The 22,377-nt window shown below is 52.6% G+C and carries 24 protein-coding genes; 5 read left to right on the plus strand and 19 right to left on the minus strand.

The genetic code is table 11. The features are described from left to right. Positions 1 to 769 precede the first annotated feature (769 nt). Entirely contained in the window at positions 770 to 1,225 is a 456-nt protein-coding gene (locus WBL83_RS14360) for a type II 3-dehydroquinate dehydratase (protein ID WP_424589783.1), read from the minus strand. Further along, positions 1,222 to 2,595 carry an MFS transporter gene (locus WBL83_RS14365; protein ID WP_424589784.1) on the minus strand — a complete coding sequence of 458 codons (1,374 nt, stop codon included), beginning with the start codon at positions 2,593 to 2,595 and terminating at the stop codon, positions 1,222 to 1,224. Before WBL83_RS14365 ends, WBL83_RS14360 begins: the two co-directional genes overlap by 4 nt. 168 nt (positions 2,596 to 2,763) lie before the next feature. Between WBL83_RS14365 and WBL83_RS14370 the strand changes: the two genes are divergently transcribed. Continuing rightward, entirely contained in the window at positions 2,764 to 3,648 is an 885-nt protein-coding gene (locus WBL83_RS14370; RefSeq protein WP_424589785.1) for a LysR family transcriptional regulator, read from the plus strand. Between the two features lie 66 nt (positions 3,649 to 3,714). Here the strand turns inward: WBL83_RS14370 and WBL83_RS14375 are convergent, their stop codons facing one another. Then, positions 3,715 to 3,960: a hypothetical protein gene (locus tag WBL83_RS14375; RefSeq protein ID WP_424589829.1), complete on the minus strand. Its 246-nt coding sequence runs from the start codon at positions 3,958 to 3,960 to the stop codon at positions 3,715 to 3,717. A gap of 275 nt (positions 3,961 to 4,235) precedes the next feature. On the opposite strand from WBL83_RS14375, the gene WBL83_RS14380 reads away from it, so the two are divergent. Next, the gene (locus tag WBL83_RS14380; protein WP_424589786.1) at positions 4,236 to 4,775 is read left to right on the plus strand and encodes a DUF2058 domain-containing protein; all 540 of its coding nucleotides are present in this window, start codon (positions 4,236 to 4,238) and stop codon (positions 4,773 to 4,775) included. Positions 4,776 to 4,879: 104 nt separating this feature from the next. On the opposite strand, the gene catA is transcribed toward WBL83_RS14380, so the two are convergent. From catA to WBL83_RS14445, 13 genes are all read right to left on the minus strand, one after another. Further along, positions 4,880 to 5,806 (minus strand): catechol 1,2-dioxygenase, encoded by a 927-nt coding sequence (gene catA / locus WBL83_RS14385; protein ID WP_424589787.1) that lies wholly within the window; start codon positions 5,804 to 5,806, stop codon positions 4,880 to 4,882. A gap of 102 nt (positions 5,807 to 5,908) precedes the next feature. Next, positions 5,909 to 7,024 (minus strand): muconate/chloromuconate family cycloisomerase, encoded by a 1,116-nt coding sequence (locus tag WBL83_RS14390; protein ID WP_424589788.1) that lies wholly within the window; start codon positions 7,022 to 7,024, stop codon positions 5,909 to 5,911. After that, complete coding sequence (locus WBL83_RS14395) at positions 7,008 to 8,357, minus strand: MFS transporter (RefSeq protein WP_424589789.1); 1,350 nt, start codon at positions 8,355 to 8,357, stop codon at positions 7,008 to 7,010. The genes WBL83_RS14390 and WBL83_RS14395 overlap by 17 nt, the downstream gene beginning before the upstream one ends. A 44-nt stretch (positions 8,358 to 8,401) precedes the next feature. After that, positions 8,402 to 8,896, minus strand: coding sequence for a flavin reductase (locus WBL83_RS14400; protein WP_424589790.1), 495 nt, complete (start codon positions 8,894 to 8,896; stop codon positions 8,402 to 8,404). A gap of 10 nt (positions 8,897 to 8,906) precedes the next feature. Further along, positions 8,907 to 9,839: a PDR/VanB family oxidoreductase gene (locus WBL83_RS14405; protein WP_424589791.1), complete on the minus strand. Its 933-nt coding sequence runs from the start codon at positions 9,837 to 9,839 to the stop codon at positions 8,907 to 8,909. Between the two features lie 9 nt (positions 9,840 to 9,848). Further along, positions 9,849 to 10,589: an SDR family NAD(P)-dependent oxidoreductase gene (locus WBL83_RS14410; RefSeq protein ID WP_424589792.1), complete on the minus strand. Its 741-nt coding sequence runs from the start codon at positions 10,587 to 10,589 to the stop codon at positions 9,849 to 9,851. A 10-nt stretch (positions 10,590 to 10,599) separates the two neighbouring features. Then, positions 10,600 to 11,082 (minus strand): aromatic-ring-hydroxylating dioxygenase subunit beta, encoded by a 483-nt coding sequence (locus WBL83_RS14415; RefSeq protein ID WP_424589793.1) that lies wholly within the window; start codon positions 11,080 to 11,082, stop codon positions 10,600 to 10,602. Further along, positions 11,083 to 12,393 carry an aromatic ring-hydroxylating oxygenase subunit alpha gene (locus WBL83_RS14420; RefSeq protein WP_424589794.1) on the minus strand — a complete coding sequence of 437 codons (1,311 nt, stop codon included), beginning with the start codon at positions 12,391 to 12,393 and terminating at the stop codon, positions 11,083 to 11,085. It abuts the gene before it with no gap. A 28-nt stretch (positions 12,394 to 12,421) separates the two neighbouring features. Beyond that, positions 12,422 to 12,937: a nuclear transport factor 2 family protein gene (locus WBL83_RS14425; RefSeq protein WP_424589795.1), complete on the minus strand. Its 516-nt coding sequence runs from the start codon at positions 12,935 to 12,937 to the stop codon at positions 12,422 to 12,424. An 8-nt stretch (positions 12,938 to 12,945) separates the two neighbouring features. Further along, positions 12,946 to 13,305 carry an IacB protein gene (locus tag WBL83_RS14430; RefSeq protein WP_424589796.1) on the minus strand — a complete coding sequence of 120 codons (360 nt, stop codon included), beginning with the start codon at positions 13,303 to 13,305 and terminating at the stop codon, positions 12,946 to 12,948. Positions 13,306 to 13,325: 20 nt separating this feature from the next. Continuing rightward, a complete protein-coding gene (locus WBL83_RS14435; protein WP_424589797.1) occupies positions 13,326 to 14,453 on the minus strand; it encodes an acyl-CoA dehydrogenase family protein in 1,128 nt (375 codons plus the stop codon). Between the two features lie 58 nt (positions 14,454 to 14,511). Beyond that, positions 14,512 to 15,627 (minus strand): amidase, encoded by a 1,116-nt coding sequence (locus WBL83_RS14440; protein ID WP_424589830.1) that lies wholly within the window; start codon positions 15,625 to 15,627, stop codon positions 14,512 to 14,514. Between the two features lie 331 nt (positions 15,628 to 15,958). Next, entirely contained in the window at positions 15,959 to 16,432 is a 474-nt protein-coding gene (locus tag WBL83_RS14445; RefSeq protein WP_424589798.1) for a MarR family winged helix-turn-helix transcriptional regulator, read from the minus strand. A 299-nt stretch (positions 16,433 to 16,731) separates the two neighbouring features. On the opposite strand from WBL83_RS14445, the gene hpaX reads away from it, so the two are divergent. Then, on the plus strand, positions 16,732 to 18,120 hold the full coding sequence (gene hpaX, locus WBL83_RS14450) for a 4-hydroxyphenylacetate permease (protein ID WP_424589799.1): 1,389 nt from the start codon (positions 16,732 to 16,734) through the stop codon (positions 18,118 to 18,120). A gap of 75 nt (positions 18,121 to 18,195) precedes the next feature. Here hpaX and nlpA read toward each other — a convergent pair whose 3' ends face one another. Next, positions 18,196 to 19,014 carry a lipoprotein NlpA gene (gene nlpA / locus WBL83_RS14455; RefSeq protein WP_424589800.1) on the minus strand — a complete coding sequence of 273 codons (819 nt, stop codon included), beginning with the start codon at positions 19,012 to 19,014 and terminating at the stop codon, positions 18,196 to 18,198. 250 nt (positions 19,015 to 19,264) lie between these two features. On the opposite strand from nlpA, the gene WBL83_RS14460 reads away from it, so the two are divergent. Both WBL83_RS14460 and WBL83_RS14465 read left to right on the plus strand, forming a co-directional pair. Beyond that, positions 19,265 to 20,137, plus strand: a complete 873-nt coding sequence (locus tag WBL83_RS14460) for a MipA/OmpV family protein (RefSeq protein WP_424589801.1) — start codon at positions 19,265 to 19,267, stop codon at positions 20,135 to 20,137. Positions 20,138 to 20,160: 23 nt separating this feature from the next. Then, positions 20,161 to 21,054: a LysR family transcriptional regulator gene (locus WBL83_RS14465; protein WP_424589802.1), complete on the plus strand. Its 894-nt coding sequence runs from the start codon at positions 20,161 to 20,163 to the stop codon at positions 21,052 to 21,054. Between the two features lie 204 nt (positions 21,055 to 21,258). Here the strand turns inward: WBL83_RS14465 and WBL83_RS14470 are convergent, their stop codons facing one another. After that, the gene (locus tag WBL83_RS14470) at positions 21,259 to 21,711 is read right to left on the minus strand and encodes a DUF421 domain-containing protein (protein ID WP_424589803.1); all 453 of its coding nucleotides are present in this window, start codon (positions 21,709 to 21,711) and stop codon (positions 21,259 to 21,261) included. A 12-nt stretch (positions 21,712 to 21,723) separates the two neighbouring features. Continuing rightward, positions 21,724 to 22,230 carry a hypothetical protein gene (locus WBL83_RS14475; RefSeq protein ID WP_424589804.1) on the minus strand — a complete coding sequence of 169 codons (507 nt, stop codon included), beginning with the start codon at positions 22,228 to 22,230 and terminating at the stop codon, positions 21,724 to 21,726. Positions 22,231 to 22,377: the final 147 nt, after the last annotated feature.

The raw sequence follows: 22,377 nt of genomic DNA on the forward strand, positions 1-22,377 counted from the left end.
ATAGTGTCGGCCATATGATGTATTGCCATTCCTGGATTACATTCCTGCTTTGTCCAAAACCATCATTCTGACGGCCCTTGATGGTATTTTTGCTGGTACCAAATATTCCAGACAAAAATAAAACCATCAATATCATAAAATTAGACAGTTATTCGATTCCTGCAGGGAACCATTTAAATACAACCTTCCATTTACTCAAATCTATAAAACCCCAATAAATCAGCCTACATAGCTATATTTCCGTATTTCAACGTCTTCTCACATCCATTTTTCCAGGTCGGAAAAGCGAAGCGTCTTCCGACAATATGGTGCTAATGGTGGATGACGCTGGCGCTTATCCACCCTACGAGTCCATTTTTTCCAGGTCGGAAAAGCGAAGCGTCTTCCGACACTTTCACCTGCAATGACTGGAGCTAATGGTGGATGACGCCGTCGCTTATCCACCCTACGAGTCCATTTTTTCCAGGTCGGAAAAGCGTAGCGTCTTCCGACACTTTCACCTGCAATGACTGGAGCTAATGGTGGATGACGCTGACGCTTATCCACCCTACGAGTCCATTTTTCCAGGTCGGAAAAGCGTAGCGTCTTCCGACAATATGGTGCTAATGGTGGATGACGCTGCCGCTTATCCACCCTACGAGTCCATTTTGTAGGTCGGAAAAGCGTAGCGTCTTCCGACACTTTCACCTGCAATGACCGGAGCTAATGGCGCATAACGCTGCCGCTTATACACCTGTGGACCGCCATGCAAGCAACCGTCGAAAAAGGATCAGTTGTTAGCCGCCTGGCTGCGAAGCAAATCATCAACGGCGCGAATTGCCAATGAATAACCGTCGGCTCCCATACCACAAATCACGGCATTGACCACGCCAGACATGATTGAGTGTCGATGCAGTTCATCCCGCGCATGGATGTTCGACAGATGCAGCTCAATCAGCGGCGTGTCGAGCATCTTTAGGGCATCGAGCACCGGAATCGAATGAAACGAGAAGCCGGCCGGGTTGATGATTACCGCGGCGCCCTGCTCGAATGCCTCCTGAATCCAGTCGACCATCACGCCCTCGTGGTTGGTCTGGCGAAAATCGCATACCAGGTCAAGTTCCCCGGCCAGCCGTTCGCTGCGTTGACGTATCTGCTCGAGCGTAGTGTGTCCGTAAATGTGCGGCTCACGACGGCCCAACAGGTTCAGGTTTGGGCCGTTAAGGATGAAGACGGTGCGGTTCATGGTCGTCCTATTGTGTTATTTGAAAAGAGAGCTGAAGCAGCATTAGCTTGCGGATCAGGTGCTGCGACGGTATTCAGGTCGATGCCACGGGTTTCTGGGCCAATAAGGATCATGGCAAGCGAGATCAGGTTGATAGCAGCGCACAGCGTCACCAGAGGCCATGGCGAGTTGTTCGACTGGCTCATCAGCCACACGGCGATCATCGGCATCGGCCCACCGATCACCAGGTTTGCGCCGGTATAAGCCAGTGCGGAACCCGAATAACGCACCTGGGTTGGGAACGCTTCGGCGAAGGCCACAGGCTGGATGCCGCTCTGAAACTGAGTGAAGCCGAGGAACAACCCCATGACGGCCATGATCGCCGCAACGTTTAAAGTGTTGAGGATCGGGAAGTAGACGAACAGGATCAGCAGGGTCATGCACGAACCAAATGCCAGGGCTTTTTTGCGCCCCCAACGATCGGATAAATACCCTCCGGCCAGCGCACCAAAAATCGCGCACATGTTTGCCACCATCAGTGACATAAAGCCTGTCGACTGGCTAAAGCCGAGGTGTTTGGTCAGGTAGCTGAGAGAGAAAATCACAATCAGATAGAACAGTGCTGCTGGCGAGCAGAAGAAGAACATCAGGCGCAGGATGGTTTTGTAGTGGCTGCCTACCGCGGTCTTGAGCGGGCTTTTTTCCTGCTTGATCGGCGTCTTTTTCAGGGCGACAAAGGCAGGGGTTTCGTCGACTTTAAGCCGGATAAAGATGGCGACCACCACCAGTACGAAACTCATGACGAAGGGAATGCGCCAGCCGAAGCTTTCGAATTGCGCGGTTGAGAGGGTCGCGGCCAGCCCCATCAACACGCCATTAGCCAGTATCTGACTGAGTGGTGAACACAGGCCGAGCAAGCCGGAATAACGCCCGCGTCGGTCTGGAGAGGCGTGCTCCAGCGCCATCAGTTGTGCGCCGGTGGACTCACCGCCCAGCGCGAAGCCTTGAATAATTCGCAGGATAACCAGCAATATGGGTGCCCAAATACCGACCTGAGCATAGGTCGGTAACAAGCCCATCAGTACCGACGCCAGACCCATCAGTGTCACGGTTGCCAACATCAGGTTGCGACGACCCAATTTGTCACCGAGATAACCACAGGTGATTGCGCCCACGGGGCGAGCGGCCAGACCCACACCGAAGGTAGCAAGCGAGGCGAGCAAACCGGCGGTCGGTTCCATCGCCGGGAAAAACAATTTTGGCAGAATGGTTGCTGACACCGCGCCATACAGCGTGAAGTCAAACCATTCCAGGGCAGTACCAATGGTCGCGGCGGTGACCGCTTTGCGGGGCATGCGTAGGTCATGACTCGCGTGAGTTGTTGTATTCATTGAGGTAGTGGTCCTTTAATTATTATGGTTGCAGGATATCCATACCACTCCGCTCCGGCACAGGTGCACGCAGGAAACGTCGAAGTCAGTAGACATTAGCGCATCCCCTCTGCAGAATAATTATCAAAATTACGATAAATAGATAAGCTCAACTTATCACTGAGGATTATGGAACTACGTCATTTGAAAGCCTTCGTTGTCGCCGCAGATTTGCAGCATTTCAGCCGGGCGGCCGAACAGCTGGGCATTGCGCAACCCGCACTGAGTCAGTTGATGCGTACTCTTGAATCTGAGCTAGGGCTGGCGCTGTTTCGGCGGGAAAACCGGGGAGTGGTGTTGACTGCGGCGGGCGAGGCGTTTTTGCCCCATGCGCGGCAATCCATCGAGTCCGGTAAGCTTGCGGTGGCGGCGGCACGGCGTGCCCGGCGTGGAGAGGTGGGCGAGATAAACATCGGCTATCACTCGGCGTTATTCGAGGCCAACCTGCCGCAATTACTGCGGCACTACTTCAGCACCTTCCCCGACGTCAAAGTCTCGCTGGTGGATGCGGGAATCAGCGCGCAGTTCGAAATGTTGCTCGACCACAAACTCGACCTGGCCTTTGCCAGGGTGTTTAAAGATCACCTGCCTGACCGTCTGCGCACTCATCAATTCAGCAAATCCAGGCTGGTGTTGCTGATCCCGGATAACCACGAACTGGCGGATAGTTTTACCGGTGACCTGTCGACGCTGCGCCATGAGAAATTCGTGTTTTTGCAAGACGGTGCGGGCATCGGTTTGACCTCACACACCCTTCAGGCGTGCCGACAAAACCAGTTGCACCCAGAGAACATCATGCACGTCCCGTCGCTGATGAGTATTCCCGGCCTGGTCGCAGCTGGTATCGGACTGAGCATCGTGCCAGAAACCATCACCCACTTAACTATGCCTGGGATTAGGATTGTGCCGCTGGATCAACCAGAAATGGTGAGTGAGCTGTTGTTGATTTCAAGGATTGATGAGCGTTCAAGCGCAGTGCTGCACTTTATCAATGAAGCCCACGGTTGGGGATAAGGTTTCTGAGATGAAAAAAAACAGGAACTAAACCCCAGCCATGAGATGACTGGGGGAAGACCGAATTTAATAATCAGGGACGCAATTTACGCCTGGCTGATGCTCCGGTTTAGGTAGGCTGTAACACTCAGTATCAAGCTCCAATACTCCCGGTCCGAATGACTGGGCGTGTTGTAACTGGTACTCCGTTGTGTTGGTCCTTTTAGGGCCAGGTAGATTACTCTCGGTCTCCACAGTTTGTGAATAACAAGGTGCGGCAAGTACAGATAACAACAAAGTAGCAAAATAGTATTTCATTTCTGACCACCTTATCTGGTTGTGTCACGTTGTGTTCACAAGGAACATGGCATCGTAAGTGTGATCACGGTCACGAAAAATAATGCATTTGGGTGATTTTCACATAAGTGATTATTCGATTTTTTCTATAACCATTTGCTGATGGGTCATCAATCCCATAGCAAACCCGCATTAGATTTAGATAGCGATGGTTATCAGCTGGATGCGAGTCCCTTTGCTGCAACGTGGCACAGCCTCGAAAATTAAAGGTATAATCCCCTCAACATTTTTCATTGGTTTTAGACACGAAGATGACAAAACTCACATTGCAAGAGCAGATGCTTAAAGCTGGCTTAGTCAGCAGTAAAAAAGTCGCAAAAGTACAAAGAACCGCTAAGAAATCCCGCGTGCAGGCGCGTGAGGCAAGAGAAGCGGTAGAAGAAAATAAAAAAGCGCAAATTGAACGCGATAAGCAGTTAAGCGAGCAACAAAAGCAAGCCGCTTTATCTAAAGAATTTAAAGCGCAGATAAAGCAACTTATTGAAATGAACAGAATAGTTATTTCAAAAGGTGATATTGGTTATAACTTCACAGACAATAATTTAATTAAAAAAGTCTATGTGGATAAAACCACTCAAACTCAATTAACCAATGGCCGTCTCGCTATTGCGCGTCTGGTTAGTGATAATAATCCGGAAGGCGAATACGCTATTATCCCTGCCAGTGTGGCAGATAAAATTGCACAGCGTGATGCGAGCTATATTGTATTGAACAGTGCACTGAGTCAGGAAGCGCAGGACGAAGAAGATCCGTATGCTGACTTTGTGGTTCCTGATGATTTGATGTGGTAATTAAATTATCACAAGTGATGTGTGGTGTAGCCGGAATATTCCGGCCATACCTTTTCGGGGCAACAGATTAACGTCACCCCGATATTCATGATTAATGAAAATGCTTATTCCATGACACGCAGTCGTTTAATTTTCGTCTCTTCATTATTATCGCTCGCCGCCACCAGCGTGAAATCGAAATTCACTTCGGTATGCGGCTGGTTAATTTTACGCTGCTCCGCAATACGGGCATCAGTAATTTTAAGCGGATCGGCAATCAACTCCTCCCGGGTGGCAAAAGCAAAGTCATCCCATAAATAGGCATCGCCATTGAGGTTGATCTGCGTGGTCAGATGCTTATAACCCGGTGCTGAGACAAAGAAGTGGATATGCGCCGGGCGATTACCATGGCGACCGAGTTCGGTGAGCAGTTTTTGCGTTGGACCATCTGGCGGGCAACCGTAACCGCAGGGCACGATACTGCGCACCGCATAGCGACCTTCCGCGTCAGTCTGAATGCGGCGGCGCAAGTTATACTGGCTTTGCGACTGGTCAAAGAAGGAATATCCACCCAGCGTGTTCGCATGCCAGATATCGACAATCGCATTCGAAACGGGCTTGCCGTTGGCGTCCGTTACCTGGCCGTGTAACCACATGATTTCAGCTTGCTCAGTGCCGTCGTCCATACGCGCATAGCTCTGACTTAATGGCGCATTCGCCACATACAGCGGGCCTTCGATGGTGCGCGGAGTACCCACTTCATTACCAGCAGCGGCCTCTTTTTCATCGGCACGCATATCCAGATAATGCTCAAGGCCTAAACCCGCGGCTAATAATGCCGACTCTTTACGTTCACCTAATTCATTCAGATAATTCACCGCCAGCCAGAACTCTTCATCGGTAATATCGAATGTCTTAATTGTCTGGCAAAGATCGCCGAGCAATTGATGCATAATTGCTTTAAAACGTTCATTGCCCTGAGCAGAAACCAGTCCACTGCTCACCGCAAGTAATTTTTCTAATTCAGATGTTTTTGCCGGATTAACTGTCATTGTACATTCCTCACTGTAGGGTAAGTTATATTTATTAAATACAGACGTCATGGGTGGATATCGCGACGCGGATCCACACTACAAAAACCGCTTATTACCTTTTTATTTTCTGGCGTAAAAACTTAATTTCTCTTCGTCAATTTCTATTCCCAGCCCTGGCCCTTGCGGTAATTTGACCTGCCCGTGACTAAATTCCAGCGGGTTCACCACAATGTCGTCCTTAAGCAATAAAGGACCGAACATTTCGGTTCCCCACTGCATTTTGACGGTCGACCAGGCGTGCAATGAGGCGACGCTGCCCAGAGTTCCTTCCAGCATCGTGCCGCCATACAGCCCAATTCCTGCCGCCTGCGCCACGTGCGCCAGTTTCAGTGCTTGCGCAGGCCCGCCTGCTTTGGCAATTTTCAGTGCAAACGCACCGGTGAATCCGCCACTCGCCAGGGCATAACCATCGTGACTGGTCGCCACAGATTCATCGGCGAGGACTGGCACGGAAAATCGCTGGCTCAGGGTGATTAACGCCTGCCTGTCCCACATTGGGGTCGGCTGTTCAATCAGATCGATGCCGCCTTCTTGAAGCTGCGCCATACCTTTGATTGCGCGGCTCAAATCCCAGGCTTGATTGACGTCAACACGGATACTGACATCCCGGCCAAGAGCGGATTTGATGGCCAGCGCGTGGCGAATATCTACCTCCAGCGGACGTGCGCCAATCTTGAGTTTGAAGGTATTGTGTCGCCCTTGTTCGAGCAGGCGTTTTCCCTCTTCGATATCTCTTTCGGTATCGCCACTCGCCAGTGTCCACAGTACCGGCAGACTCTCGCTTAACGCGCCGCCCAGCAAGGCACTGACCGGCAATCCGAGCACTTTCCCCTGCGCATCAAGAAACGCGGTTTCCAGCGCCGATTTTGCAAAGGTGTTTCCCTTCACGCTGGCGTTCATGGTTTCCGCGAGTGCCGCAACGCCGTTAAAGGTTTTGCCGCACAACAACGGCGCCAGATAACATTCAATGGCGGATTTAATCGCCTCCGGGCTTTCCGCCCCGTAACTCAGACCGCCGATGGTGGTCGCCTCACCCCATCCGATAACGCCCTGCGCGCAGGTAATGCGGATGATGGTCAGTGTCTGGCATCCCATGGTGGCCATGGAAAGTTTGTGTGGGCGAATAGTGGGAATATCCACCAGCCAGCATGTGATGGATTCAATGGCGAGATTCATTAACGACTCCGTTGGCTAAACCCGGCATCACAGCCTGGCTTGAAGATGATTTTCGTGACGGCAAGCTCCACAGCGCAATCAACGCCAGCAGCGCGTAGCCCATCAGCAATAATGAAACCGGCCAGTAAGCATCAAATTGCATCAACAGCGCCACCGCCAGCATCGGTCCTAATCCACCTGAGAATATCGAGCCCACTTCGTGCCCCAGCGCCAGGCCTGAGTAACGTACTCGCACCGGGAAAAGGTCACTCATGATGCACGGCTGCGTGCCGATCATCGCCCCATGGCACACCGGTAAACCGAGGATCATCGCGACCATTATCCAGTAATAGTCACCGGTCGAGAGCAGCCAGAAGAACGGAAATGCCATCACCATCAGGCCAATCACGCCGATGTAATACACCGGTTTCAGGCCGATGCGGTCAGACAACGCGCCCCAGAACAGAATCGAGAAAAGCTCCACCACCATGGCGAGAGTCACCGCGCTGATGATGTCGCCGGTGCTGATGCCGATGTGTCTGGCGTACACCACCGAGAAGGTGAAAAAGATGTAGGACGCGCCGTTCTCTGGCAAACGCAGAGCGATAGCCTGCAACAGCGCTTTCGGATGCTCTTTCATCAGAATCAGCAACGGCAGTTTTTCGTGTTGGTCTTGCGGTTTTGCCTGTTGAAATACCTGGCTTTCGCGGATGTTTTTACGGATATAAACCCCGACCAGAAATATCAGTAAACTGAGCAGGAACGGCACACGCCAGCCCCAGCTCATAAAAGATGATTCCGGCAGTTTCTGCACCAGATAAAACGCAAACGCCGATAACACAAAGCCACCGGAAACGCCCATCTGGCTCCATGCGGTGAAGAAGCCACGGCGTGAAGTGGGTGCGTTTTCACTTAACATCAACACGCCACCGCCCCACTCACCGCCTGATGCCACGCCCTGTAAAAAGCGCAGTGTGATTAACGATATCGGTGCCCAAATGCCAATCTGGGAATAAACCGGCAGCAGGCCAATCACAAAGGTGGTGGCACCCATTAATGACAGCGTCATGACCAGCGTCATCTTGCGGCTGTATCGGTCACCCAGATGCCCAAACACAATTCCGCCTAACGGACGAGCAAGAAAACCGACCGCAAAGCCTGAAAAGGCTAACAGCGTGCCTTGTAAAGGATCGCCGCCAACCGGGAAGAACAGCGGGCCAAATACCAGCGCGGCTGCCGTCCCGTAGAGGAAAAAGTCGTACCATTCCAGTGCGTTACCGAGCACCGACGCCAGCACTAGCTTGCGCATTTGCTGAGGATCGTGCGGGCCACTCTCTTCTGCGATATCACTCATAAAGCGTTACCTCCTGGATAAAAGACGCGCTAAGCCGTGGGTGGCTACACTTCAACATCGTCGCCAATCCGGTGGTAACGACGATTGAAATAGACCAGGCCGCGAGGCTGTTCGCTGACACGAATCGCCTGCACCTGGCAATAAAACACCGTATGGCTCCCGACTTCGTGGCAGGTATCAATGATGCAATCGAAGCTTGCGACCGATGAGCTGAGAACGGGCGCGCCACTGGACATCACCTGCCAGTTGTCATGCAGAAAGCGTTGTTCTGAACGCAGGCTGGCATTGGCGAAAACCCCCGACAAATCCTGATGTTCACTGGAGAGTACGTTGACGCATAAGGTGCCGTTCTGTTTGAAGTGGTCATTTGCAAACGAGTGACGGTTCATACACACCAGCAGTGTTGGCGGCTGATCGGTCACGCTGCACACGGCGGACGCGGTAAAGCCAAACTTTCCCGCCGGGCCATCGGTGGTGATCACAGAGACCGCGCTGCCCAGTTGCGCCATCGCATTACGAAATTCATTTTGCAGTGTCATGAGATACTCCTTACAAATCGATAATCAAACGGGCGCCTTTCGCGCGGGAACAGCACAACAGGATTTGATCGCCATCGGCTTTCTCTTCATCGGTCAGATAGCTGTCGCGATGATCCGGCTCGCCTTCCAGCACATCCGTCAGGCAACTACCGCAAATCCCCTGTTTACAGGAGACGCACACTTTCAGCCCCGCCAGCGCCAACGCCTCGACGATGCTTTGATTTTCAAGCACCTGAACGGTGATACCACTGGTGGCTGCCACCACTTCAAACGCGTGGCCTTGAATCTGGACGTCGGCGCTAAAACACTCCTGATGAATCTGTTCCGGCGAGTAGTTCAGGCTTGTCGCCAGATCGGTGACCGCATCCATTAAGCGGGTCGGGCCACAGACGTAAACATGGGTGTTCGGTGGCACATCGCTGAGCACCGACGCGAGGTTTAAACGCTGCTCATCACTAAAATGGAGCTGGACGCGTTCGGCGTACGGCGCATTTTCCAGCTGCGCGACAAACGCCGCCCCCGAGCGTGAACGGCTCGAGTAATGCAGGGAAAACGAGCGCCCCGCGGCATGCAGTTCGGCGGCCATCGCCAGCATCGGCGTGATGCCAATCCCGCCGCCAATCAACAAGCTGTGAGCGCCGCGAGTGTCCAGCGCAAATAGATTGCGTGGCGCACTGACCTGCACGTTGTCACCTTCGCGCAAGGCATGCGCCGCCAGCGATCCGCCCTGAGAACGGCTGTCTTTAAGAATGCCCAACTGGTAGTGGTGCTTGTCCTGCGGGTCGCCGCACAGCGAGTACGGGCGCACCAGATCTTCGGTCAGATGCAGGTCAATATGCGCACCGGCGCTAAACGCAGGAAGCTCGATGCCATCAGCATGGGCAAGCGTCAGTAGCGTCACTTCGCCCTGCAACTCGCGGCGGATAATTTGCAAAGTCAGCATAGGAACTCCTTAACGCATAAACAGACCACCGTTGATGTCCCAGGTTGCTCCGGTGACAAACGATGCCTGTTCAGACGCCAACAACGCCACGGCCTGAGCGACAAACTCAGCCTCACCTAGCTTGCCCACTGGGATCATCTGCAGTAGCCCAGCCATTTTTTCTTCCGGTACGATGGCGTGGACCGAAGGCAAATCCATCGGTCCTGGGGCAATCGCATTGACGGTGACGCCGGATTGACTCAACTCGCGGGCAAAGATTTTGGTCAGCGTCAAAATGCCGCCTTTCGATGCCGCGTAATGCGCACCGGATGCGGTGCCGCCATTTTGCCCGGCCAGTGACGCGAGGTTGATGATGCGACCGTAACCCTGCTTAGCGAAGTAGCGTCCCAGCGTCTGGCAACCGACAAATGTGCCGCGCAAATTAGTGGAAATTACCCGGTCAAACTCCTCGACGGTGATGTCCATCACCGGCGTTGCCAGCGTCAGCGCGGCGTTATTAACCAGCACTTCCAGGCTTCCGAAGCGTTCAACTGCTGCCGAGAGTGCGTGTGCAAAATCCTGCGGCTGGCGAATATCCAGCCCTACCGCGAGCACTTTGCCCTGGCCGTTATCAAGGCTGTCGGCCGCCTGTTGTGCGCGTTCGCGGCTCACGTCCGACAGCACCAGCTGGAAACCTTGCTCCAGAAGGTATCTGGCGATGACATTGCCAAGGCCAGCCGCAGCACCGGTGACTAATACGGTTTGTGTCATAGCTGACTCCTCAGAGGATGTAACCGATGCTGTGCAGCACATCATCGCTGTTGATCAGGCGGATCACTTTTTGTTTGATAAGCAACGTGTTGCCTTGCGGTTTCAGGTGCCAGGTGATATCTGCGGCGTAGTGGCGGCTGTGGCCTTTGCGGTGTTCCCAAAGCGATTGCGCCCCGCGCACCACAATCAGGTCGTCCTGAGATTCGAGCAGGCGAAAACGCGAGAGTGTGCGCAGCGTTCTGGCGCGTGGCGTCGTAGAGATAGACTCGCCGCTATACAGGCGTTTCACGCGGCGGGCTCGCATTTCATGATCGTCGCAGGCGTAGTTCAGGGTGTTTTTGAAATCGGTTTCCTGTGGATCGATGGGTACCACATACAGCCCGTCGCGCTGCCATAACTCCAGCCAGGCGTTAAATTCGCCCTGGTCGAGGAGATCGCCTTCCAGGTTAATCAGAGACATTGCTGCAATCAGTACAGAATCTGGCGTGGTCATTTATTCCGCCTCCGTCATCAGTTTTTTCCACATCTGGTAAGCCGCGCGCATGCCGGTTTCAGCACTGACATCGCTGCGCAAACCCTCATCGGTACGATATTCCCCTGCCAGCCCGCGATTGAGCATGATCCACAGGTCATTACCCGAGGTCGCGCCACGCTGTACACGCTCCCAGGCTTCGGAGTCGTCCGGCGTGCCAAAGCCCATCGGCCCCTGGAAGTGTTCATGCAGACGCAATCTTGCCTGGTTGGCAATTTCCGGGCCGCCATCCATCATGATCACCGCGTGATGAATTTCAGTTTCATTGACAGAAATTGGCTGCAGGACGCGGAAAAAGGCCATCGAGCAGGCAATGTTCGGGAAGATATTGAGGTTAAAGCCGGAACCGCCGACCGCACGCACAATGCGGCGTACCTGCTGTTCGTCGTGATCCTGGCGCAGCGCATCGGCGAGATCGCTAAAACGCTCGGGGATCGGCGCATCCAGATTGGCATCGAGATCCACAAGCTCCGGGATCATCACCATCACGCTGTGGCCATGACCCAAATCTTCGACGTAGCCGCTGCCATCAACGAAATTGAGCATCTCTTCCGTCTGCTTATCGACAGAGCTGAGGAATGAGCGATGCACCACCGGGAAGTGATAGCCGTCAGTGGTATTTTCCAGCTGGATTTTCCAGTTGCCCGGGAAGCGGAAACGATGGGCAGGCCCGGTTTTAATCGGGAAGCCCGCGCCCTGTTTCATAAACAGATCCATCCACTTTTTGGCGGGGCCGAGGAAATCTTCCAGCGGTTCAACCTGGTCATTGAAGGTGGCAAAAATCATTCCGGCGTACTGTTCCGTACGCAGCGACACCAGCCCTAGCTCGCCCTTTTCCAGTTGGTCGGCATAGCTTTCCGGGTGCGGCACGCCGCGTAAACTGCCGTCCAGCGCGTAACCCCAACCGTGATACGGGCAAACAAAGCTGTTGGTTTTCCCGGTGCGATGCTCACATACGGTGGCTGCGCGGTGACGACAACGGTTCAGTAAGGTGTGCACCGTGCCTTTGCGGTCACGCACCACGATCACCGGCTGAGTGCCGATCTCTGTGGTTTTAAAACTGCCGGTTTCCGGGATTTCGCTGGCATGCGCCACCCAAACCCAGGTTTTAGAGAAGATACGATCCAGCTCGAGCTGGAAGAGTTCGTCGGAGTTATACAGCGAGGTATGCACCCGGTCGTGCTGAACCAGGGCCGCAATTTCCGCACGGTCAGGCACTGCTGGCGCCGTGGTATCAATGTTTTTTATGTTGATGATGTTGTCACACTGCATGTCCAATCTCCTGCACGTATTCGGCTGTCTATTTTTTATCCGGCACCGGGAGTTCATCCGCTGCATGCCAGTGGTCGACTGGCCGGCTGAACAGGTTGCGGGTGGTGAAATGGTGGATACGCATACCGCTTGCTTCGCGGCAAAATTCCACGTTAATTTCCGCCGCGTTGAGATGCGCCCCTCCGGCAGTAAACGCAGAGGTTTGCAGCATCAGCCAGCGGCCAGTGAGCTTGCCGTCGCCCTGCTGGCTGAGAGCTTCAGAGCAAAGAAAATGGGCGTTCATGGCGAAATGCGTTGGGGTGCGCACATAGCCTGCCATCATCGCCACAATCGCCTCGCGTCCCAGATATCTCCCCAGTCGCGCGGCGTAAGGTTCGCCGACACCCTCCCAGCAAGCATCCGCCGTAAACAGCTCACCGATGGCCTGAACCGTTGCGGCGCTATCGAGCCTGTCGCACAGCCACATGTAGTTGCTGATGCAAACCCGTGCCGCTTGCTGGTCTTCGAGTTGCTGCAAACGCAGCGCGTCCTGTGGATTCATCATCGACTCCGTTAGCCCTGAATAATCAGCTCGCGCCCAACACGCGCTTCGATTTTGCAGTACTTCCACAATTTGCTGCCGCTGTCGCCCACAGGCGTGGTGCGGAACAAGTTGCACACCGCCGCAACGTTTTCCAGCGCGTCCGCATCTGCCAGGATGTAAGTCGTCCATGGCGCGGTAGTGGACGGGCCGACCATCAACTGGTCGTCATCCATGTTGCCGATAACCCGAATACCAGGGGTCTCATCAACCCCTTTCATCATCACGCCAAAAGCGCCCCACACCTGTTTGGCTTCAACTGGGCTGGCATCGAAAAAGTTCTGATTTACCCCGATGCAAAACAGCACGCGTAATTTGTTTGTCTGGCTCATCTGTTGCTCCTTTTAAAAAATCACAGGTAACCCGGTAGCGGTTTGCCACCGAAAAAGACCGTACCGGCGTTGATGTATGAGAGGTCGCCCATAAAGGCATGTTGGGTAATCACCATGGTGTCGCGCACGTAACGCTGTAACGGGCTGGTCATCGTGACGCCGCCCATGCCATTGAGCGCCAGCGCCTGGCGGGCCACTTCTGCCGCCACGCGAGTAACGTGTGTGGAAGACAGGCGCAAGGCGTTAATCTGTTCCTGATTCGGCGCATCGCCCGCCAACAGACACTGCCAGACCTCGTCAATCGCCTCGTAGAACCAGGCGCGTGCCGAGCGCAGATCCGCTTCGCAACGGGCAATTTGCATCTGTGCCTGCGGTCTTTCGGCAAGTTTTGGCGCGCCAGTCACCGACTGCTGGCGGTGCGCGATAAGATAGATTTCATTGAGTGCCGCCCGCGCCACACCGAGTGCCACCACTGACAGCACTTGCGTGGCCAGAGACAGCACCGGATAGCGATACAACGCCCCTTCCAGATTCAGTGCGCCACCGCGAATAAAGGTCCACTCCTGCGGGACAAACGCATCGCTGACCACAAGGTCGTGGCTGCCGGTGCCCGCAAGCCCCACCGTGTTCCACACCGGATCGATCTGCACATATTCGCGTGGCAAGACCGCCATCCGCGGCAAGGCTTTTTCTTCGTCAGGCTGGATACCCACGCCAAATACCGATGCCCCCATGCTGCCGCTGGCAAAACTCCAGCGTCCGCTGACGCGATAACCGCCGTCGGCCTGCATCGCTTTGTGCGTCGGATAAATACCACCGGCAAACACCACATCAGGCCCGTCGCGGTATAACTCTTTCAGTGTGTCAGGCGGCAACGCGCCGAGATAAAACGGGCTCATGCCAAAACTTGCCACCCATCCCGCCGAGCCATCTGCTGTCGCAATCTGCTCAATGAGTTCGCAAAACTGGGCGGGCGAACATTCGTCGCCACCGTAGATTTTCGGCACCAGCGCGCGGTAAACGCCCACCTGCTTAAAACGAGCAATGATGTCTTCAGAGATATGGCGTTGATGCTCAAAATCGGCGCTACGTGTCGTCACTTCACTCAGTAGCGGAACAAGCTCTTCACGGACGTTTACGACAGACATGGCGAACTCCCAAAGTAAGGGGGGTGCAATGGGTGGAGGTTGCTAACGCTTTTCCACCCTACAAAAGCTGTAACCACTCGGCGGCCTGAATCAACAAGCCTTCGCGCCCTTTGCCCGCCACCAGTTGCAAGGCAACCGGGCGACCCTGCAACTCACCTACAGGCAGCGTCAGCGCCGGGTGCCCACTGAGGTTGAAAGGCCGCACCAGGCGAGTCAGGTTGACCACACTGAGCGGATCGGCGGCTTCTTGTAGCGTGGGTGGGAGCTCCGGCAAGGTTGCCAGCGCCAGTAAAGGGGAATGTTCGAGTAACGCATCCACTTGGGCGGTGAACTGGCTTCGAATGCGTTCGGCATCAGCAAGTGCGGCAGGACTGACATCCTTGCCCGCGCGGATGCGGCTCGCCACATCGGGCGAAACCTCGTCACTGTTTAGCAATGAGTTAAATGCCTGCCAGTTTTCGTGGCTGATGATAGTCAGACCCGCGCGGTGCGCCTCGGCAAGCATGGGCAGTGTGGAATGACGTGGGCGAACGCCCCGTTGCTCCAGTTGTTTGAGGATGAGTGCGTCGATTTGCGGCAGCGCCGCCGCGACAAAGGTCACTTCCGGCAAGGCGCTGACTGGCTCGCCAACGGGAATCGAAAGATGTGTAGCCACCTGGCGCAGCACGGTGGCGTGACGGGCGAAAATGCCTACGCAATCCAGCGAGCTTTGCGCCGGTAAAACCCCTTTACGGCTGATAACCCCGTAACCTGGTTTCAATCCGAGGATCCCGCAGCAGGCGGCAGGCATACGTACCGAGCCGCCGGTATCGGTGCCCAGAGAAAAATCGACCTCACCCGATGCCACTACCGCTGCGGATCCGCTTGATGAGCCGCCAGGGATAAGCGTCGGGAAGCGCGGATTCACCGGCGTTCCACTCCAGGTGTTAATCCCCGTCACGCCGAATGCTAATTCATGCAGTGTGGTTTTGCCGGTCAGCACGCAACGCTTGTCGAGTAACGTCTCAACAACGCTTGCATGATGCCGGGCAATCGGGGCTGCCGCGAGCGCCGGACACCCAGCCTGAGTGCGGTAACCGGCAATATCCAGCGTGTCTTTTACTGCAAAGCGGAGTTCACCCTCACCGAGGACAAACTGCTCAACGTAACCATTGCTCTCACAAATAGACTTCATCATTAACACCTTAATCAGATAATGTGAATCACATTACTCAAGCAGTCATTGCTGCTTTTTTGTTCTGAGTGAAGATAAGTCAATCATGGAATATTTAGATGAAAATTCAAGTAATATTTCACGTAAATTTTACGAGCAGTTAACACGTCGTTAACCGAAATTAACAAATGGATTTTAATTTATGCTGATGAATTGATAAGGAAAAAAACGGCAAAAGCCCAAAAAGTCGTCTTGAGAGATCAGGACGACAAATGGATAAAAAGGCTTTATTTTACAGCGTGTTAGATGAAAGGTTTAACGCGGTCACAAATTTGTCATTCGGTTGAATCGTTCAGAGTTCGTTAAGGTTATCGAGAACTTTTCCCAGCGACAGGTTCATTTTTTCCACCTGCGAGACGCTCATTCCCTTAAAACCTTTCTCAAAAACTTTGCCTGCCAGACGGTAAGCTTCTTCTACTTTTTCCTGCCCAACGGCGGTCAACATCACTTCGGTTACCCGGGCATCTTGTTCGCTGCTGGCGGTGCTGACCAGACCTTCATCACGCAGACGGCCAACAATCTTGGTCACGGTAGGCATTTTTACCATCGCGTATTCGGAGATTTGCGAAATGCTGGCCTTGCCATACTGATGTGTAACCATTAAAACGCGGAACCCGGACACGTCCAGCTGCGCCTTTTTTAGCGTGATTTCCATGATTTGGGTATAGCGGGCGTAGACGTTGACTATCCAGTAAAACGGGAACTCTTCACGATGAAAAGCGGTATCCGCAGGCTGATCATCCGGTGTTTTTTTGAGGCTATTCATGAAGTTCCTTACCGAAAAAGTCTTAGATTTAGCGATTATACCTGCTAAACCCTGGCCGCTATAGCGCTTCGGGTACTGCCATGGAGAGATCCCGGTTTTTGGGCGATTACCGCACACTTAATGATTCAAAAATGCCACACGGCCAACAATTACGTATCATTTATCAAACACTGCATTGACATCCATTCCTCCTCTTTCCTATACGTTAGCGCACGTGTTTGCGTTGTCTGGGATCGGCAGCACTCCATCCATGACAACACCGAAAACATCATACTAATAAAGATAACGTGGAGTTCTTAATGAACGAAAACTCTTCTCTGGAACAGGCTCGCTCCGAGGTTTTGGCCCCGCCATCGTCAAACGAAGTCGCGCTCGATCCCCGGCAACAGGCGGTGATCAAAAAGCTGTTTCGTCGGTTGATCATCTTCTTGTTTGTGCTGTTTGTTTTTTCGTATCTGGACCGCATTAATATTGGCTTTGCCGGTTTAACCATGGGCAAAGATCTGGGGCTGACCAGCACCATGTTTGGCCTTGCGACCACGTTGTTTTATGTGATGTATGTTATCTGCGGTGTGCCAAGTAACATCATGCTGAGTATTGTCGGCGCCCGGCGCTGGATTGCCGTTTTGATGGTGGTCTGGGGGATTGCGTCTACCGCGACGATGTTTGCCACCGGCCCTGGAAGTCTTTACGTTTTGCGTATGCTGGTAGGGATTGCGGAAGCCGGATTCTTACCGGGTTTATTGCTCTATTTAACTTACTGGTTCCCCACGCAATATCGCGCTCGGGCAAATGCGTTATTTATGATTGCCATGCCCGTCACGATGGCATTAGGTTCACTCGCTTCCGGTTATATTCTCAATATGGATGGCCTGCTCAGTCTTAAAGGTTGGCAATGGCTGTTCCTGCTCGAAGGCTTCCCGTCAGTGTTATTAGGGCTGGTGGTGTGGTTCTGGCTGGATGATTCACCGGCAAAAGCCAAATGGCTGACCGCCGACGATAAAGCCTGTCTCAACGAGATGATGGAAGCGGACAGACTGAATAATCAGAAGTCGCAACAGAGTGCAAACCTCGGCCCGACGTCGAATCGCAGCATGCTGCGGGAGTTATTTACGCCGGTCATAATGCTTTATACGGTGGCCTATTTCTGCCTGACTAACACCTTAAGTGCATTGAGCGTCTGGACGCCACTTATCCTGCGCAGTTTTAATCAGGAAAGTAATAACATCACCATCGGCTTGCTCAGTGCCATCCCGCAAATTTGTACCATTGTCGGGATGATTTGGTGGAGTAAGCGTTCCGACCGCTTTAATGAACGTAAAATTCACACCCTGTTGCCGTATCTGTTTGCCGCCGCAGGCTGGATTTTAACGGCCTCAAGCAGCAACCCGATGCTGCAATTTAGTGGGATCGTGATGGCCTCAGCGGGTGCTTTTGCCGCGATGGTGATTTTCTGGACCACGCCTGACCAATCCATCTCTCTGCAAGCCCGCGCGTTGGGGATTGCAGTGATCAACGCCACCGGCATGACAGGTGCGGCATTGGGGCCACTGTTAATGGGCTGGATGAAAGATGTCACCGGTAATTTCAATGCCGGGATCTATATGGTGGCAGGTTTCCTGGTGTTGGGTGCTTTCATCATTTCATTGATTCCAATGAAAAAAATGGCGCAGAGAAACAGTATTTAATCGCTTAAATCAGGCAATAAAAAAGCCCGGTCTGCCTCAAGCAGTACCGGGCTTTTTGTCGATTCAGGAAAGTCTTTACCAGCCCGCAACCGCACCGCCGTTAAAGATTTTTTCAGCGGCTTTCGCCACTTCAGGCGACTGATAGGATTGTAAAAACTCTTTCACATTTTCCGCGTCTTTATTGTCTTCACGCGACACCAGAATATTCACATATGGCGAGTTTTTATCTTCGATAAACACGCTGTCATGCACCGGCGATAAGCCAGTTTGCTGAATATAGGTGGTGCTGATGATTGCCACATCAACTTTCTGGTCGTCCAGCACGCGCGGTAATTGCGCCCCTTCCAGCTCCATAATCTTCAGATGGCGTGGGTTATTCGTAATATCCAGAGACGTTGGTAGCAGCCCTGTCCCCTCTTTCAGGGTAATGAGTTTCTCTTTTTGCAGCAGCAAAAGCGCACGGCCCAGATTGGTTGGATCGTTTGGAATGGCGATGGTCGCGCCATCTTTAAGCTCAGAAACGTTTTTGATTTTTTTTGAATATCCGGCCATCGGGAAGACAAAAGTATTGCCCACAGTCACCAGATGGTAGTTGTGCGCTTTGTTGTCCTGCTCCAGGAAAGGCCGATGCTGGAAGACGTTCGCATCCAGCTCCCCGTGGTTGGTGGCATCGTTTGGCAGTAATGAACCGCTGAATCCCACCAGCTCAACATCCAGACCATATTTCTCTTTGGCGACCTTTTTCGCGACTTCAGCCACATCCTGTTCGGCACCGTTAATCACGCCAACTTTGATATGTTTCGCATCACTGTTTTTTTGGTCGCAACCTGCCAGCAATAATCCCGCCAGCAATAACACGGCCCCAGTCCGTATATGAGGTATCGTCAGCTTCACTTTTTGTCCTTGTTAAATAACGCCTCAGGGCGAATCAAATGACTATAGCAGCAGGGTTGTGGCGGGTTTAAAAACCAAAAAGCTATCAACAAGAACAAAACAATATAACGAAGCACCCCACTTTTTGAACCGACTCCAGTGCATTGATTCCAGTATAAATAATTTCGTTATGTCTTTAGCCGTTAAGCTAAACTATGCAAGTAGCTCGCCAGGAAGAAGAACCGTCATTAACTCAATGAATTCATCAGCAATGATGAGAACGGGACGGACATTGTGGCAAGAAAAATACGACCCGACGCGCTCACCTATTTTGGGATATCTGATGAGACTTTACCGCTATTTTGCCTCCGCACTTTGCTCGCTTATGTTGCTCAGTGCATCCGCGCATGCCGATGTCGATCTCGGCTCCTTGCAGTTGTTCTCTGAGGATAACGACGCAAGCCCCATCCCTAAAGGCCTGGTGTTAGGCGGCACGGTAATTCACGGCACCGCCCGCTATGAAGCGCAAAAAGATGAAACGTATGTCGTCCCCGGTGGGCTCTATTTTGGCGATCAGTTTATGTATCTCGGCGATCGCGCTCGTTATTACTTTCACGTTGACGATACCTTCGCGGCCTACGCGTACGGCCGATATCGCTTTGGTAACCTTGATCCTGATGATGAAGATGCCTTCGATGGGATGCACAAACGCAAATCGCAGTTTGAAGCGGGTGCTGGCGGCACGCTGATTACTCCTTATGCGCTGCTGACGGCGCGCTTTAGTTCGGATGTGACCGGTCGCAGCAATGGTCAGGAATTACTGTTGTGGGCTGATTTCCCGATCATTAAAGGGCCGCTGCTGGTGATGCCAGGCATGGGATTAATGATTCGCAGCGATAAAATGGCGAACTATTACTTCGGTGGCGTTTCGCAAAGCGAAGCCACAGCGAATCGTCCGCAATGGGATACCGGAACCACCTTCTCACCGATGGCCGCAGTCATTTCTACTTATCGTTTTAATTCAAAATGGGTGGGGATGTTTGCCGCCAACTACGAATTTTATGACAAAGATATCGCAGACAGCCCTATCGTTCAGCACAGCGGGGAGCTGTATGGACTTATTGCCGTTGGCTATATTTGGTAGCATCACTCGCTCAAGGAACCGCTTTGCTTAAAGAAAACTTCAATGAACTCCAAATCTTCCTCGTCGTTGCCAGGGAGCGGAGTTTCACCAAAGCTGCGGGCAAACTGGGCGTGTCACAATCCGCATTAAGTCACGCGGTGAAAGCCCTGGAAGAACGGTTAAACGTCCGGCTGCTGACCCGCACCACCCGCAGTGTGGCGCCAACTGAAACCGGTGAGAGGATTATCGCAAGCCTCGAGCCTCGCCTCGCGGAACTTGAGAGCGAACTGGAAAGCATTCTGCAATTAAATAGCGGCGCGTCAGGCAATATCAGGCTTTCTGCTGGGGAACATTCGTCACGTAAACTGCTGTGGCCCAGGCTCAAACCATTTCTTAAGCAGTATCCGGACATTAATGTCGAGCTGGTGGTCGATAATGGCTTTGTTAACATTGTCGAGGGCCGCTTCGATGCTGGTATTCGCCTCGGTGAAAGTGTTGATAAAGATATGGTAGCGGTGAGGATCGGGCCGGATATGCGCATGCTGGTTATCGGTTCACCGGAATATTTGCAGTCGTACGGTATCCCGCAAACGCCCCATGAATTACAGAACCATCGTTGTATTAATATGCGTTTGCCCACCGCTGGCGGGTTGTATCACTGGGAGTTTGAAAAAAAGGGTAAGCCACTACGCGTTCGCGTCGAAGGGCAGCTGACTTTCAATCTGCTTTCCGAAAGGATTGATGCGGTTCTGTGTGGATTTGGACTGGCTTGCGTCCCTGATGATATGGTTCAGGACGAGTTGAAATCCGGGAAACTGGTGCAGGTTCTTGCAGACTGGTGCCCGACTTTCCCAGGCTACTACCTTTATTACCCAAGCAGAAAGCAGCATCCTCCCGCGTTCGCGTTGCTGATTGATGCGTTGCGTTATTCAGAGTAAAAAATTCGCTTCAAAATGGTGGATGACGCTTCGCTTATCCACCCTACAAACCCTTTGCGTCATCCACCCGACGATTTTCACCGTTTCCAGTGCCTCAGTGATTTTGTGCAAATCATCCTGATTATTGCAGGTTTTCTGTTTCAGGAACTGACTCACCTGATGGGCAATTTCAACATTGAATAGCCATTATGAATGCGGTGAATATTAGGAAGACTTCGATTCCGGGATAATCGAGATATGCCCGTTGCGCTCAAGAATGGCGAATTTGATTTCAGCAAGCTTAGTGATCCCGTGATCAATACGGGCGGTAAGCAAAATATCATCGCAGGACACATCGACCTTTTTCATTTTGTCCTGAAACAGGTAGCCGTTTTCGACCAAAATCACCGGCGTGTTATCAAGAAAATCATCGGCACCGGGGAAATATTTTTTAATCAAACCAAACAGCATATCCACCACAATCAACGTGACGATGGTCAGCATGGCTCCGGTAACAGAGAAGTCATTACCTAATAGCGCCTGTTGAGTCGCCTCGCTAATAATTAATAGCAAGATCAAATCAAATGAGGTCATCTGCAACAGAGTTCGGCGGCCAGCAATTTTGAACACCACCATCAAAATCAAGTAAATGGCGAGCGCCCTTAAAACCATATCCATTGTCGGGTCACCTTAGGGATAAATGAATTGTTGGAAAGTGATTTGCGGGCCGTTATCAATCGCAATCGTGCTGTTAATCGACCCAAATTTCATCGGCGTGAGACTTAACCATAATGTTTGCTTCTCCCCTGCCGCGGACGGGGGATATTCGAGAATCACCTCCCCATTCAGGCTGTACATTTTATCCGGCTGCGGCTGCAAGGTATCAATGCGAAACCCTTCCATAAAATCACCGCCAAGAACAATACGGTTCCGTTTCCCTTCAGGCAGAACCGAGATTATTTTCATGTCCATATCGCTCATCAGGCGATTGAATTTTTCGTAATGGAGAGTGAGAGAACGGTCGTCGGTGGTGCGGGTCGCTTCGCTGAGATAGCCACGTGAAAATAGCCCGACCAGAGCCGCCACCACAATCAGCAGCAGCACAATAAAACCGACACGTCTGAGCTGGAACTCAAAGTTCAGCCAGAACGGTTTTTCGACCACAGGTGAAGATTTATCGGCGGGCGTTGTTTTCATTTTTTCTTTCAGCCAGTGAGGAGAGTGTCGCCACTCAACGAGTGATAACGCTAAGTGGCTGTTTTCAAGTCTAGTCAACAGCCGCAACGCCCGCCACAGTGCAGTCTCGGTTCTTTATCGTGCGGTATAGCCAAAATAATTCGAGTA

It is taken from the genome of Buttiauxella sp., assembly GCF_049686335.1.
Taxonomy (GTDB): domain Bacteria; phylum Pseudomonadota; class Gammaproteobacteria; order Enterobacterales; family Enterobacteriaceae; genus Buttiauxella.